This is a genomic window from Citrobacter sp. A316, assembly GCF_002042945.1.
GTDB lineage: Bacteria > Pseudomonadota > Gammaproteobacteria > Enterobacterales > Enterobacteriaceae > Citrobacter > Citrobacter portucalensis.
The window spans coordinates 71999-87915 of record NZ_MVFZ01000008.1 but is presented as its reverse complement, the minus strand read 5'-3'; the positions used below and the strand labels follow the sequence as shown (position 1 = coordinate 87915).

The 15917-nt window shown below is 54.5% G+C and carries 10 protein-coding genes; 4 read left to right on the top strand and 6 right to left on the bottom strand.

All coding sequences use genetic code 11. From position 1 onward, the window contains the following. Positions 1-24 precede the first annotated feature (24 nt). From mtgA to BZK41_RS11690, 4 genes are all read right to left on the bottom strand, one after another. Complete coding sequence (mtgA, locus tag BZK41_RS11705) at positions 25-744, bottom strand: monofunctional biosynthetic peptidoglycan transglycosylase (protein ID WP_079938259.1); 720 nt, start codon at positions 742-744, stop codon at positions 25-27. Beyond that, positions 741-1394 carry an isoprenoid biosynthesis glyoxalase ElbB gene (gene elbB, locus BZK41_RS11700; protein ID WP_079938258.1) on the bottom strand — a complete coding sequence of 218 codons (654 nt, stop codon included), beginning with the start codon at positions 1392-1394 and terminating at the stop codon, positions 741-743. Before elbB ends, mtgA begins: the two co-directional genes overlap by 4 nt. Positions 1395-1623: 229 nt before the next feature. Next, the gene (gene arcB, locus BZK41_RS11695; RefSeq protein ID WP_079938257.1) at positions 1624-3960 is read right to left on the bottom strand and encodes an aerobic respiration two-component sensor histidine kinase ArcB; all 2337 of its coding nucleotides are present in this window, start codon (positions 3958-3960) and stop codon (positions 1624-1626) included. A 195-nt stretch (positions 3961-4155) separates the two neighbouring features. After that, on the bottom strand, positions 4156-5085 hold the full coding sequence (locus BZK41_RS11690) for a TIGR01212 family radical SAM protein (protein WP_139762604.1): 930 nt from the start codon (positions 5083-5085) through the stop codon (positions 4156-4158). A gap of 684 nt (positions 5086-5769) precedes the next feature. Here BZK41_RS11690 and gltB point away from each other — a divergent pair. The 4 genes from gltB to BZK41_RS11665 all read left to right on the top strand — a co-directional run bounded on the left by gltB (position 5770) and on the right by BZK41_RS11665 (position 14453). Then, positions 5770-10230 carry a glutamate synthase large subunit gene (gene gltB / locus BZK41_RS11680; protein WP_139762602.1) on the top strand — a complete coding sequence of 1487 codons (4461 nt, stop codon included), beginning with the start codon at positions 5770-5772 and terminating at the stop codon, positions 10228-10230. A gap of 12 nt (positions 10231-10242) precedes the next feature. Beyond that, positions 10243-11661 (top strand): glutamate synthase small subunit, encoded by a 1419-nt coding sequence (locus BZK41_RS11675; RefSeq protein ID WP_079938254.1) that lies wholly within the window; start codon positions 10243-10245, stop codon positions 11659-11661. Between the two features lie 271 nt (positions 11662-11932). Then, complete coding sequence (gene codB, locus BZK41_RS11670) at positions 11933-13183, top strand: cytosine permease (RefSeq protein ID WP_079938253.1); 1251 nt, start codon at positions 11933-11935, stop codon at positions 13181-13183. Continuing rightward, the gene (locus tag BZK41_RS11665) at positions 13173-14453 is read left to right on the top strand and encodes a cytosine deaminase (RefSeq protein ID WP_079938252.1); all 1281 of its coding nucleotides are present in this window, start codon (positions 13173-13175) and stop codon (positions 14451-14453) included. Before codB ends, BZK41_RS11665 begins: the two co-directional genes overlap by 11 nt. A 50-nt stretch (positions 14454-14503) precedes the next feature. On the opposite strand, the gene nanQ is transcribed toward BZK41_RS11665, so the two are convergent. Continuing rightward, positions 14504-14971: an N-acetylneuraminate anomerase gene (gene nanQ, locus BZK41_RS11660; protein ID WP_079938313.1), complete on the bottom strand. Its 468-nt coding sequence runs from the start codon at positions 14969-14971 to the stop codon at positions 14504-14506. 2 nt (positions 14972-14973) lie between these two features. Beyond that, positions 14974-15843, bottom strand: a complete 870-nt coding sequence (nanK, locus tag BZK41_RS11655; protein ID WP_079938251.1) for an N-acetylmannosamine kinase — start codon at positions 15841-15843, stop codon at positions 14974-14976. Positions 15844-15917: the final 74 nt, after the last annotated feature.

The window sequence follows — 15917 nt, the reverse complement described above, 5'->3', positions numbered from 1 at the left end:
ACGCCGCATCCGGCAATAACTACGCTAATACAACTTCTTTTCCCGCATAAACGACTCACCGCCTAACTGGCGCATTTGGCGCATAATCCACGCCTGGCGGTTACGCACATAACCAGAAGGCGCATTCGCCTTAAAACGCAAAGGATTGGGCAATACTGCCGCCAGCAAGGCCGCTTCAGACAGGCTCAAGCGACTGGCCGGTTTATGAAAATACCGTTGCGCCGCCGCCTCCACGCCAAATATCCCATCGCCAAACTCGGCAATATTCAAATAGACGGTCAGAATACGTTTCTTACTCCAGACGGTTTCCATACCCAGCGTTAGCCCGGCTTCGAGACCTTTACGCACCCAGCTTCGTCCATCCCACAGAAAGAGGTTTTTCGCCGTCTGTTGCGATAACGTCGACGCCCCGCGAATGCGGTTTTCATTACGTTCATTGTGCGCCAGCGCTTTCTCTATGGCGGTGACATCAAACCCCCAGTGGTCGGGAAACTTCTGATCCTCCGCAGCAATCACCGCCAGCCCCATCCACGGTGAGATCTCATCCATGCTCACCCAGTCCGAGTGCGCCACATAGCCGAAATCACCGGACAGCCATGCGCCCAGCTGTCGCTCGACCATTACCGCCGAGAAAGGCACAGGTATCACGCTGAAAAGTGCAATGCCCCCGCCCCAGAATACGGCGAGGACAACCACCGCCCGCAGAAAGATACGTCGCAGAAAGGCGGTAACTCCTTTTCTCATTCAGCCAGCACCAGCACACGCGATACCAGTTTATCGATACCACTCACGGCCTGAGCGATGTCCTGCGCCAGCATATAGGCAGGCGTGGTGACGATTTTGTTGTCTTCATCAACGACAATGTCATCAACCGGACAAGGCACATGCTCAGCGCCCATCTCTTCCAGCACCTCTGCAGTGTCGATATCAGTGCCGATGGTCAGACGCAGCGGGAAGTCAAAAATTTTAGGTAACATGGCAGGCGCAATGCACATAAACCCCAACGGCTTACCCGCCTGATGCATGGCCACCGCCAGCGCGGCTAAATCGCTGTCAACCCGGCATTCGCTGCCCTGACTGGCAAAATTGCTCAGATTTTTGGCCGCACCAAACCCACCCGGCACGATCAACGCATCCAGTTCCGATGAGACTGCCTGCGCAAGTGGGCGAATTTCGCCGCGTGTGATACGTGCGGCTTCAATCAGCACATTGCGAGTTTCCAGCATCGGCTCGCCGGTCAGATGATTAATCACATCCGCTTGTTGTTTATCCGGTGCGAAACAGACGGCTTGAGCGCCGTTGCGGGCAATGGCCAGAAGCGTGAGAACAGTTTCATGGATCTCTGCACCGTCATACACGCCGCATCCGCTGAGCACTACACCCACTTTTTTCATCGTGATACTCCTTTCTCAACTGGCTGAAACATATTAGTTATTATGATTTAAATGCTACGCTTCACACATTTAACTGATTCATGTAACAAATTATTTAAGATTTGCTATCTTAACTGCGTGCGGCCTGAAAATTAGGGCTGCGCCCTTGTAAACAATGATAATAATTTACGGCGCAGCCACGATTTCCCTGGTGTTGGCGCAGTATTCGCGCACCCCGGTCAAGCCGGGGTCATTTTTTTTCCACGCTCGCCACCCAGGCTTTTAATACTGCCACGTCGTGCTGCCACTCCTGCTTCATCTCTTCAATCCATTCAGCAACGTTATCTTCCCAGGCAGGAAGATCCGGCGACTGGATTTGCTGACCTAGCTGTTGCAGGTGACGCAGCCCCACTGAACCTGCTGCGCCTTTAATTTTATGGCCTTCCTCAACAACACCTTTTTTATCCCGTGCCGTCAGGTTGGACTCCAGTACGCTCAAATATCCCGGCATCATCTTCTCAAACACCGCCAGCCCGTCGGTAATTAACTTCGGTCCCACCAGCTCGAGGTATTGTTCCAACATAGGAATATCTAACAGCGCTTGCGATTTACTGCTTTCTTCAGATGTCACAGTGCTCTCCTCTTCGTTTCGGGTATCCCAGTATTTTTTGATCATGGCGGTTAGCGCCGGAACCGACAGCGGCTTACTCAGCACGTCGTCCATGCCTGCGTCCAGATACTCTTTTTTATCTTTCAGTACGTTGGCTGTGAGTGCAACCAGCGGCGGCAGATCTTCACGGGCGTATTTTTGCGTCAGCTCCCGCGAGATATCCAGACCGGTCATATCCGGTAGCTGAATATCCAGCAGCACCAGGTCATATTCACCCGGCGTAAACATTTCCAGCGCGGCTTTCCCGGTCATCGCGACATCCACGCTGTTGCCTAATTTTTCCAGCACGGAGCGCGCAACAATAACGTTAAGCTCAATGTCTTCCACCAGCAGCACATTCAGGGCTGGCAGCGGCATTTCATCGTCTTCAAACGCGTCTTCAATCTCTTCCGCTACCGCAGGGGCATGCACGGTCAGCGTAAAGATGGACCCTTTTCCTGCCTGGCTGGAAACCGTAATATCACCGCCCATGTTTTTCGCCAGACGCTTCGACACGGCCAAACCAATCCCTGTCCCTGTGGCCGGTTTACCGCCGTTGCTGTCCTTCACCTGATAATACATGGCGAAGATTTTATCCTGCTCATCCTGCGGAATGCCGATCCCGGAATCTTCAACTTCGAAATGCAGCATATTCCCCTGGTCATAGCGCGCCCGCACGGTCACCTGCCCCTGCTGGGTAAACTTCACGGCGTTGCTGATCAGATTCCACAGGATCTGACGCAAACGCGTGCCGTCGGTAATGACCTTATGCGGCAGCGGTAGCGTTGGCTCAAGCACAAAACGCAGCCCTTTTTGCTGCGCCTGTAGGCCAGAGAGGTTTTCCAGATCCGCCATAAAGCTGGTGAAATCAACAGGCTGGTTATCGAGCTGGACTTTACGTCGCTCCATCTTATCCATGTCGATAATATCGTTGAAAATATTCCCCAGCGTCACGGCAGAGACGTGGATTGTTTTCAGGTATTTTTCCTGCTCCGCGGTCAGATCCGTATCCAGCAGGATCCGGCTTAAGCCGACAATGCCGTTAAGCGGGGTGCGTAGCTCGTGGCTGATGGTAGAAATGAAGGTGGTCTTATCGCGGCTGGCGCGCTCAAGCGCATCCTGATAACGCTTACGTTCGGTGATATCGCGCCCAAAGCCCATCAGACCATGTCGCTTACCTACGCGGTCATAGTAAGGCACCTTGCGAATTTCAAAGCAGGCTTTGCGCCCGTCCGGGTAGTCCAGCCACTGTTCGTAGGTGAGCGAAACATTATGACGGAACACCTTCTCGTCGGTCTCAATCACCTTTTCAGCCGCTTCAGGAGAGTAAACGTCAGCCGGTTTTAAGTTCACCAGCTGCTTTTCGCTTTTGCCAGTCAGCAGCTCCATGGCACGGTTACAGCCGGAAAACTCTTTATCTTCATTGCGATAAAAAACCAGATCCGGCGAGGCATCCAGGAAAGAGCGTAAAAAGGAAGACTGTTGCTCAAGCTGAATCTGCGCTTCTTCGCGCTCTTTGATTTCAACCTTCAGTTGCTCGAATGTTTCCTGGCGCTCTGCTTCAGCTTTTTCACGCTCAACAATTTCCTGATTGAGCTGGGCAATATTATCTTTCAACTGCACATTGAGCTTGAGATCGCGCTCGCGCATCTCTTCCAGCTTTTGTACCAGTCGTGACAGGCGTTGCCGGGACTCCTCAAGTTGCTCCACCACCACGGACAAGAAATAGACGGCCCAGGGGGTAATTAACAGACCAAAAAAGATAGAGCGGATGACATCAATGCTTTCTACCTGGCCATGCAGCACCATGGTGACAGCCATCTGCACCACAATTGCCAACACGACCAGAGCCAGCGCCAACAGCAGCGAAAAGCGCACCAGACCTAACTTCATCATCAGGTCGACGTAATATTGCGCCAGCATACGGATTTGCTTCATAGAGGGTTCCTTCACGACAACTTGGCACAATAATACTCAATTCTCAGCGTGACGTTGAAGATTGTGCAAGAAATGCGGAGGTTATCGGTGAAATGAACGCGGAGAGGTCATCGTAGGCCTGATAAGCAAAGCGCTATCAGGCAAGCAGGCGCAGATTGCCGGATGTCGGCTTTGCCTTATCAGGCCTACGGAGGGTTAGTTCTCAGGCTGCACCCATGGCGTACCGAGCGCCGAGCCTTGCACTCCGTGCTTGTTAAGGTACTTATCCAGTTCGACCATCCCGGTCCAGCGGTTTTCACACCATAGCGGCGCCAACAGCGTTGGGCGACGCGCGCTGGCGGAAATGCGATGATAAATCACCTCTGGCGGCGTATGGCGGATCATCTCCCCGGCGGTGACCGTATAGTCGTCCAGTTCAATTCCGTTCAGCCGCCCGGCTTCCCAGGCTTTCGCCATCGTACTGCCTTTCACAATATGCAGCGGATGCAGCTTAATGCCGTCAACCCCCGTCTCCACCACACGCTCCATGGTTTGCAGACATTCCGTCTGCCCTTCTCCCGGCAGACCGACAATCAGGTGCGAGCACACTTTCAGCCCGCGCTCGCGTGCCAGTCGCGTAGTGCGTTGGTAACAGGCTAAATCATGGCCGCGGTTAATACGGTGCAAAGTTTTGTCATGCGCGGTTTGCAAACCAAGCTCCAGCCATACCTCATAGCCGAGGTCTTTATACTCGCAAAGCAGATCGAGTACCGCATCCGGCACGCAGTCGGGGCGCGTCCCAACGCATAACCCGACGATACTGGCCTGGCTGACCGCCTGCTGATACATCGAACGCAGCACCTGCACTTCAGCAAAGGTGCTGGTATAGGCCTGGAAATAGGCCAGATAGCGTTTTGCGCGATTGACCAGATGCGCCTGATGCTCAAGCTGCTCGGCAATAGAATGGTGCTGCTGCGCTTCATCAGCAAACGAGGCGACATTGCAGAAAGTACATCCACCACGTCCGATGGTGCCATCACGATTTGGACAGCTAAAGCCGCCGTGAAGCGTGAGTTTATGAACCTTTTGCCCGTAACGGCGAGAAAGATCCCCACCAAACATATTGACTAATTTCTGTAACTGCATAATCTGGTAGACCGCGCCTTGAAAAGAGGCCAAAGCCTGCCATTTTTTGCCCCAGTCGGCGATGACCTGGATCAATCGCCCTGGCGTGCCTTTATTTATTGCATAACAAATCAAAATAATCGAAATTTCATTCATTCAAAATGAAATTACTTTTCCTTATATCCGACTGTTTTTTTTATCTTCTTATACTCTCAGCATAAAAACAGTATCTTTAAGACGCTAAAACTCTAAAAACCAGCATAAAATACCAGGCATAGCGATAAACAAAGGGAGGACGGGGGATATACAGCCTTTCTGACAGTGAGACAGATCACACTTCTCTCTCCATTCCCCTTGCGTTAAATCAATGTAAAAAAGCCTTAAATTTCAACATATTCATAAAGTTAATCGCCCTATAGCACATTTTTGCATAAATAAGATTGCCATTTGACCTGTGTGTGGATTCCCGATAACGTGGAAATCCGCTGGAAGCTTTCTGGATGAGCAGTCTGCTCATCATATTTATGCAGTAATTGAGATTCCCTCTGAAGCAAGTCCTCAAACTTGTTTGACCTATGCGAAAAGGATAAAGAGGGCGAATGCGAGGTAAGCGTATGACACGCAAACCCCGTCGCCATGCTCTTGGTGTGCCCGTGCGCAACGGTCCAGATGGGAATCCCGCAGAGCCTGGGGAGGTTCACTGATATGTTGTACGATAAATCCCTTGAGAGGGATAACTGTGGTTTCGGCCTGATCGCCCACATAGAAGGCGAACCTAGCCACAAGGTAGTGCGTACCGCCATACACGCACTGGCCCGCATGCAGCACCGTGGCGCAATTCTTGCCGATGGTAAAACCGGCGATGGTTGCGGTTTGCTGTTACAAAAACCTGACCGTTTTTTCCGCATCGTGGCGCAAGAGCGCGGCTGGCGTTTAGCCAAAAACTACGCCGTCGGCATGATCTTTTTAAATAAAGACGCTGAGCTGGCTGCGGCTTCTCGTCGCATTGTCGAAGAAGAATTACAGCAGGAGACCCTGTCGATTGTCGGCTGGCGCGACGTGCCGACCAACGAAGGTGTTCTCGGTGAAATCGCCCTCTCCTCCCTGCCTCGTATCGAGCAAATTTTTGTCAACGCCCCTGCGGGCTGGCGTCCGCGTGATATGGAACGTCGCCTGTTCATCGCACGTCGTCGTATCGAAAAACGCCTCCAGGATGATAAAGACTTCTACGTCTGTAGCTTGTCGAACCTGGTCAATATCTATAAAGGTCTGTGTATGCCGGCGGATCTGCCACGCTTTTACCTGGACCTGGCGGATCTGCGTCTGGAATCGGCCATCTGCCTGTTCCACCAGCGCTTCTCCACCAACACCGTACCACGCTGGCCGCTGGCGCAACCGTTCCGCTACCTGGCGCATAACGGTGAAATCAACACCATCACCGGCAACCGCCAGTGGGCACGCGCACGTACCTATAAATTCCAGACGCCGCTGATCCCTGACCTGCACGACGCCGCACCGTTCGTTAACGAAACCGGCTCAGATTCAAGTTCGATGGATAACATGCTGGAACTGCTGCTGGCAGGCGGGATGGACATTATCCGCGCCATGCGTTTACTGGTGCCGCCAGCCTGGCAGAACAACCCGGATATGGACCCGGAGCTGCGCGCGTTCTTTGACTTTAACTCCATGCACATGGAGCCGTGGGATGGCCCGGCGGGCATTGTTATGTCCGACGGTCGATTTGCTGCCTGTAACCTTGACCGTAACGGCCTGCGTCCGGCGCGCTACGTCATTACCAAAGACAAGCTGATTACCTGCGCCTCTGAAGTTGGGATCTGGGATTATCAGCCGGATGAAGTCGTCGAGAAAGGTCGCGTCGGCCCTGGCGAACTGATGGTTATCGATACCCGCAGCGGGCGCATTCTGCACTCCGCCGAAACCGATGACGATCTGAAAAGTCGCCACCCGTACAAAGAGTGGATGGAGAAAAACGTCCGCCGCCTGGTGCCGTTCGAAGACCTGGCTGACGATCAGGTCGGCAGCCGCGAACTGGACGATGACACCCTCGCCAGCTATCAGAAACAGTTTAACTACAGCGCCGAAGAGCTGGATTCCGTGATCCGCGTGCTCGGCGAAAACGGTCAGGAAGCGGTCGGTTCAATGGGTGATGATACCCCGTTTGCGGTGCTCTCAAGCCAGCCACGCATCATTTATGACTACTTCCGCCAGCAGTTCGCGCAGGTGACTAACCCGCCGATCGACCCACTGCGCGAAGCGCACGTCATGTCGCTGGCCACCAGCATCGGTCGTGAGATGAACGTCTTCTGCGAAGCCGAAGGTCAGGCACACCGTCTGAGCTTTAAATCGCCGATCCTGCTGTACTCCGATTTCACCCAGCTCACCACTATGAAAGAGGATCATTATCGCGCTGACCGCCTCGATATCACCTTCGACGTGACTGAAACCACGCTCGAAGAGACCGTCAAAGCATTGTGCGATAAGGCGGAACAGATGGTGCGTAACGGTACGGTGCTGCTGGTGCTCTCTGACCGTAACATCGCGAAAAACCGCCTGCCGGTTCCGGCACCGATGGCCGTGGGCGCAGTGCAAACGCGACTGGTAGAACAAAGCCTGCGTTGCGACGCCAACATCATCGTTGAAACCGCCAGTGCCCGCGACCCGCACCATTTTGCTGTCCTGCTCGGCTTTGGCGCGACGGCCATTTATCCGTATCTCGCGTATGAAACGCTGGGACGGCTGATCGACACTCAGGCGATTGCCAAAGATTACCGGACCGTGATGCTGAACTACCGTAACGGCATCAACAAAGGTCTGTACAAAATCATGTCCAAAATGGGCATCTCGACCATCGCCTCTTACCGCTGTTCGAAGCTGTTTGAAGCGGTTGGTCTGCACGATGATGTCGTGGCACTGTGCTTCCAGGGCGTGGTCAGCCGCATCAGCGGCGCAGGATTTACCGACTTCCAGCAGGATTTGCTGAACCTCTCCAAACATGCCTGGCTCGCGCGTAAACCCATCAGCCAGGGCGGTTTGCTCAAATACGTTCACGGCGGCGAATACCACGCCTACAACCCGGATGTGGTGCGCACGCTGCAACAGGCGGTACAAAGCGGCGAGTACAGCGACTATCAGGAATATGCCAAGTTGGTCAATGAGCGTCCGGCAGCCACGCTGCGCGATCTGCTGGCGATCACGCCTGGCGACGAAGCCGTAAGCATTGATGAAGTAGAACCCGCAACCGAACTGTTTAAACGCTTTGATACCGCGGCGATGTCCATCGGCGCATTAAGCCCCGAAGCACACGAAGCGCTGGCCGAAGCCATGAACAGCATCGGCGGCAACTCGAACTCCGGTGAAGGCGGCGAAGACCCTGCGCGCTACGGCACTAACAAGGTGTCGCGAATTAAGCAGGTTGCCTCCGGTCGCTTTGGCGTAACCCCGGCGTATCTGGTCAATGCCGATGTCATTCAGATTAAAGTCGCTCAGGGCGCGAAGCCTGGCGAAGGCGGTCAGTTACCGGGTGATAAAGTCACCCCGTACATCGCTAAACTGCGCTATTCGGTACCGGGCGTGACGTTGATCTCCCCGCCGCCGCACCACGATATCTACTCTATCGAGGACTTAGCGCAGCTGATTTTCGACCTCAAACAGGTCAACCCGAAAGCGATGATCTCCGTGAAGCTGGTTTCCGAACCGGGTGTCGGCACTATCGCCACGGGCGTGGCGAAAGCCTATGCGGACCTGATCACCATTGCTGGCTACGATGGCGGCACCGGCGCAAGCCCGCTCTCCTCGGTGAAATACGCGGGCTGCCCATGGGAACTCGGCCTGGTGGAAACCCAGCAGGCACTGGTCGCTAACGGCCTGCGTCACAAGATTCGTCTGCAGGTCGATGGCGGTCTGAAAACCGGTGTCGATATCATTAAAGCGGCGATTCTGGGTGCGGAAAGCTTCGGCTTCGGTACCGGCCCAATGGTGGCGCTGGGCTGTAAATACCTGCGTATTTGCCACCTGAACAACTGCGCAACCGGCGTGGCAACTCAGGACGACAAACTGCGTAAGAACCACTATCACGGCCTGCCGTTCAAAGTGACTAACTACTTTGAATTTATCGCCCGCGAAGTCCGTGAGCTGATGGCACAACTGGGCGTGAAGCGTCTGGTGGATCTGATTGGTCGTACCGACCTGCTCAAAGAGCTGGAAGGGTTTACCGCTAAGCAACAGAAACTGGAGCTGTCTCGTCTGCTGGAAACCGCCGAACCGCATCCGGGTAAAGCGCTGCATTGCACCGAGAACAACCCGCCGTTTGATAACGGCGTGCTGAACGCCCAGTTGTTACAGCAGGCGAAACCGTATGTCGACGAGCGCCAGAGCAAAACCTTCTGGTTCGATATCCGCAACACCGACCGTTCCGTTGGTGCGTCGCTGTCGGGCTATATCGCTCAGACACACGGCGATCAGGGGCTGGCGTCTGACCCGATCAAAGCGCACTTCAGCGGTACCGCAGGCCAGAGCTTTGGCGTGTGGAACGCGGGCGGCGTGGAGCTGTATCTGACCGGCGATGCCAACGACTATGTCGGTAAAGGTATGGCGGGCGGCCTGCTGGCAGTGCGTCCTCCGGTTGGCTCTGCTTTCCGTAGCCATGAGGCGAGCATCATTGGTAACACCTGTCTGTATGGCGCTACAGGTGGCCGTCTGTTTGCCGCGGGTCGCGCAGGTGAGCGCTTTGCGGTACGCAACTCCGGCGCAATCACCGTAGTTGAAGGTATTGGTGACAACGGCTGCGAATATATGACCGGCGGCATCGTCTGTATTCTCGGAAAAACGGGCGTCAACTTCGGAGCGGGTATGACGGGCGGATTCGCCTACGTGCTCGACGAAGACGGTGAATTCCGCAAACGCGTGAACCCGGAACTGGTAGAAGTGCTGAGCGTGGACTCGCTGGCGATCCACGAGGAACACCTGCGCGGTTTGATTACCGAGCACGTACAGCATACCGGCTCTTCACACGGCGAAGAGATCCTGGCTAACTGGCCAGCATTCTCGGCGAAATTCGCGCTGGTAAAACCAAAATCCAGTGATGTGAAAGCACTGTTGGGTCACCGTAGTCGTAGCGCAGCAGAGCTGCGTGTGCAGGCGCAGTAAGGGGTAGCAGCAATGAGTCAGAACGTATACCAATTTATCGACCTGCAGCGCGTTGATCCGCCTAAGAAGCCGCTGAAGATCCGCAAGATCGAGTTTATTGAGATCTACGAGCCGTTTTCCGAAGGCCAGGCCAAAGCGCAGGCAGACCGCTGCCTGTCCTGCGGTAACCCGTACTGCGAGTGGAAGTGCCCGGTGCATAACTACATCCCGAACTGGCTGAAGCTGGCGAACGAGGGACGTATTTTTGAAGCGGCAGAACTGTCGCACCAGACCAACACTCTGCCGGAAGTCTGTGGCCGCGTGTGCCCGCAGGATCGTCTGTGTGAAGGATCCTGTACGCTGAACGATGAGTTCGGCGCGGTAACTATCGGCAACATCGAGCGTTATATCAACGATAAAGCATTCGAAATGGGCTGGCGTCCGGATATGACCGGCGTGCGTCAAACCGACAAGCGTGTGGCGATCATCGGTGCGGGTCCGGCAGGCCTGGCCTGTGCTGATGTGCTGACCCGTAATGGCGTGAAGGCGGTGGTCTTTGATCGTCACCCGGAAATTGGCGGTCTGCTGACCTTCGGTATTCCGGCTTTCAAGCTGGAGAAAGAAGTCATGACCCGTCGCCGTGAGATCTTCACCGGTATGGGCATTGAGTTCAAATTGAACGTGGAAGTAGGCCGCGATGTACAGCTTGACGATCTTCTGAAAGATTATGACGCCGTTTTCCTTGGCGTAGGTACCTATCAGTCTATGCGCGGTGGGCTGGAAAACGAAGACGCTTCCGGCGTATTTGATGCCCTGCCGTTCCTGATCGCCAATACCAAACAGTTGATGGGCTTTGGCGAAAGCAGCGACGAGCCGTACATCAGTATGGAAGGCAAACGCGTCGTCGTTCTCGGCGGCGGCGATACCGCGATGGACTGCGTGCGGACCTCGGTTCGCCAGAATGCAGCACACGTCATCTGCGCCTATCGTCGTGACGAAGAGAACATGCCGGGTTCCAAACGCGAAGTGAAAAATGCGCGTGAAGAAGGCGTCGAGTTCCAGTTCAACATCCAGCCCTTAGGCGTGGAAGTGAATGCCAACGGTAAAGTGTGCGGCGTGAAAATGGCGCGTACTGAAATGGGCGAACCGGATGCGAAGGGCCGTCGCCGCGCGGAGATTATCGCCGGTTCCGAGCACGTTGTTCCGGCTGATGCGGTGGTACTGGCGTTTGGCTTCCGTCCGCACAGTATGGAGTGGCTGGCAAAACATAGCGTCGAACTGGATTCTCAGGGTCGCATTATTGCCCCAGAGCGCAGCGACAACGCCTTCCAGACCAGCAACCCGAAAATCTTCGCCGGTGGCGACATCGTGCGCGGTTCGGATCTGGTGGTCACCGCGATTGCCGAAGGTCGTAAAGCGGCGGACGGTATCCTGAACTACCTGGAAGTATAATACTCCTGGCTCCCCTGCCACAGCCTGACGCTGATGGATGGGGAGCCAATATTTCTCCGCAAAATACATGCGGAATCATTCTTCGAAAGCCGCTCGCAAACCATGCTGGAAACTCAACTCGCACACGGTAGTTCACTGACGACGGAGAAAAACCAGCGAACCATTAACCCCACGAATAATTATCAAGAAAATATCACACGGAAACGTTTGCTTTATTCTGAGAACTGTATATTATGCGGCGGATTTTTTGGGCAAAATTCATGGAGGCGTTGTGTCGCAGGACAACAATTATAGCCAGGGCCCCGTCCCTCAGGCGGCGCGGAAAGGCGTGATTCCACTAACATTTGTGATGTTGGGGCTCACATTTTTTTCCGCCAGTATGTGGACCGGTGGCACACTCGGTACCGGTCTTTCCTATAATGATTTCTTCCTGGCAGTTCTCTTCGGTAATCTTCTCCTCGGTATTTACACTGCATTTCTCGGTTTTATCGGCGCAAAAACAGGGCTCTCAACCCACCTTCTGGCGCGTTACTCATTTGGTGTGAAAGGTTCATGGCTTCCCTCCCTGCTATTAGGCGGTACACAGGTAGGCTGGTTTGGCGTCGGTGTGGCCATGTTTGCTATCCCGGTGGGTAAAGCGACAGGGATTGACGTTAATATCCTGATTGCGGTTTCCGGGCTGTTGATGACCCTGACCATCTTTTTTGGCATCTCGGCACTGACCGTTTTGTCTATCATAGCCGTACCTGCCATCGTCATTCTTGGCAGCTACTCTGTTTGGCTGGCGGTAAGCGATGTCGGCGGTTTAGACCATTTAAAAGCGATAGTGCCGCAAACGCCGCTTAATTTCTCAACCGCACTGGCGCTGGTGGTCGGTTCGTTTGTCAGCGCAGGAACGTTAACCGCTGACTTCGTCCGTTTTGGCCGCAACGCCAAAGGCGCGGTGCTGATCGCCATGGTGGCGTTTTTCCTTGGTAACTCCTTGATGTTCATCTTCGGCGCTGCGGGCGCGGCTGCGGTTGGACAGGCGGATATCTCTGACGTGATGATTGCCCAGGGACTGCTACTGCCCGCGATTGTGGTACTCGGCTTGAATATCTGGACCACCAACGATAATGCGTTGTACGCCTCAGGCCTGGGATTTGCCAATATTACCGGCCTTTCCAGCCGTACGCTGTCAGTGGCTAACGGTATTATCGGCACACTGTGCGCGCTGTGGCTTTACAATAACTTTGTCGGCTGGCTGACATTTCTGTCGGCAGCGATCCCCCCAATCGGCGGGGTGATTATCGCTGACTATCTGCTGAACCATCGCCGCTATGCCGACTTCAGCAAAGCGCAATTTATTCCCGTAAACTGGGTAGCGATCCTGTCCGTTGCACTGGGCATTGCCGCAGGTCACTATATTCCCGGTATTGTGCCCGTCAACGCCGTACTCGGCGGCGTATTCAGCTATATCCTGCTGAATCCACTTTTCAATCGCAGCCTTGCTAAATCCCCGGAGGTCAGCCATGCAGAATAATAACATCACCATTCATCAGGCGCGTTTACAGGGACGTGAAGGGTTGTGGCAAATCACGATTGAAAACGGGCGCTTTAGCCGTATCGAGCCTCAAGACACTGCGACGTTACCACAGGGTGAAGTGCTTGATGCTGAAGGCGGTCTGGCTATCCCACCGTTCGTTGAACCACATATCCATCTGGACACTACGCAAACCGCGGGCGAGCCGAGCTGGAATCAGTCTGGCACGTTGTTTGAGGGCATTGAGCGCTGGGCCGAACGTAAGGCAATGCTCACTCACGAAGACGTTAAAGCGCGCGCCATGCAGACCCTTAAGTGGCAGATGGCCAACGGCATTCAGTATGTTCGTACGCACGTTGACGTTTCCGACCCTACGTTGACGGCGCTAAAAGCCATGCTGGAGGTGAAGCAAGAAGTCGCGCCGTGGGTAGAGCTGCAGATCGTCGCGTTCCCGCAAGAAGGCATTCTTTCTTATCCCAACGGTGAGGCGCTCTTAGAGGAAGCCGTGCGTCTGGGCGCCGACGTCATTGGCGCGATCCCACACTTTGAATTCACGCGTGAATATGGCGTGGAGTCGCTGCATAAGATTTTCGCTCTGGCGCAAAAATACGACAGGCTTATCGACGTGCACTGTGACGAAATCGATGATGAGCAATCCCGCTTTGTTGAAACCGTTGCGGCGCTGGCGCATCGCTACAATATGGGCGAGCGTGTGACCGCCAGCCATACTACGGCGATGCATTCCTATAACGGCGCGTATGCTTCCCGTCTTTTCCGTCTGTTGAAAATGTCCGGTATTAACTTTGTCGCAAATCCACTGGTGAATATTCACCTGCAAGGACGCTTTGACACGTATCCTAAACGTCGCGGTGTTACGCGCGTCAAAGAGATGCTGGAGGCGGAAATCAACGTCTGCTTCGGTCATGATGACGTCTTCGATCCGTGGTATCCGCTAGGCACTGCGAATATGCTGCAGGTGTTGCATATGGGATTACACGTGTGCCAGTTGATGGGATACGGACAGATTAACGATGGGCTGAACCTGGTCACAACCCACAGCGCGAAAACCCTGCACCTGCAGGACTACGGTCTGAACGTGGGGAATTCTGCGAATCTGGTGATTTTACCTGCAGAAAATGGGTTTGACGCGGTTCGTCGCCAGACGCCAGCCCGTTATTCCATTCGTCACGGTCGAGTCATTGCCGAGACGGTCCCGAGCCAAACCACACTGCATCTGACGCAGCCAGAAACCGTGACATTTAAGCGCTAGGTCGTTATATACCGTGTCGGATAGCATATCCGACACGGTATCTCTTATCTTCAGGTGTGTAATAAGCTGGCGCGGACCTTGATTACCACCTTTTTGATGTCCATCGGAGCCTGCACCACACAACCCGGTTTATGCGGCTCGCCCGGCATAAAAATCACAAATTTTCCCGGCTTCAGTACCATAGCCTGTTCATCGGCAATCTGGCTGCACAGCTGATAATCATCCTCAATGTGCATCTCTTCGCACTGACGAGCTGAATCGGACATCCCGAACAGAATCCGTTCTTCGCCGGACAACAGCATCTGAATATCAATGTACTGCTGATGCAGCTCCGCTTTCTTTTGCTCTGGACTCTGCGTTGTAAATTGCATGACATTCATAAAAATATTCTCGCCCTGCAACGTGTAGCGCCCAGGCGTCTTCTCCTGCGGATTCGCCGCAATGGCAAGCGTTAACGCCTGCTGCAAGACCGGATGTAATCCGGCAGAAGGCAGTGAATTCAACGCATCTGATATCATCATTATTCTCCCTGGGCCAACAGCGCGGCCCCCAGTAATCCAGCGTCATGGCGGTAATGCGCTGCCAGTAATTCCACGTGATAGGCCAAAGGCTCTTGTGCCAAATAATGTTCCACCAGCGCCAGATACCCTTCAGCCAGCCCAACGCTGCCGCCAATCACCACAATCTGGCAATCGGTCGTGGCCTTCACATCGGCAACAAGCCTTGCCAAAGTGCGCGCCGAGCGATGGATCAACCTGCTTGCCTGCTCATCACCTTGTCCGGCCAGGTTAAAAATGGCTTTGGCGTCGCATCCAGCAAGCGCGCCTTCGGCTGCCGCCGCTATTCCACGACCGGAAGCGATCGCCTCAACGCAGCCCACACGCCCGCAGCCGCACACCGGCCCATGCGGATCAGCCAGCGTATGTCCCAGATGCCCAGCCAGACCGCCAGTCCCGGTCAGCAGTTTCCTACCGCTGACGACTCCCCCGCCCACACCGGTGGAGACGGTAATAAACACCAGATCGCGGTACTCACCGCCAAGCGCATGGTACTCAGCCCACGCCGCAGCCTGTGCGTCATTGACTGCCAGCGTCGGCAGGCCGGTGATTTGTTCCAGCGTTTGTGTCAGCGGAAAATGCATCAACCCGCCGAGGTTATGCGGATTCAGCGCCAGTAAAACCCCCTCACGGATAATCCCCGTTGAGGCGATCGCTACTCGATTAGCACGCCCCTGTAGCGGTGCAACCAGTGTTTGTAACGCGGCGCGCAGCGCTTGCGGCGTTTTGCTGGCAGGCGTCGGCAGTTCACGCCGCTCGCGAATTTGCAGATTGTTGTCTACCAGCGCGGCAGCCAATTTGGTGCCGCCGATATCAATCGCCAGCGTGGTCATGACACAGCCTTTTGCATCGTGGTGGCGCTTTGTAGCTCTAAGAACGACATATTTCTTCCCTTACTGCTATTGCC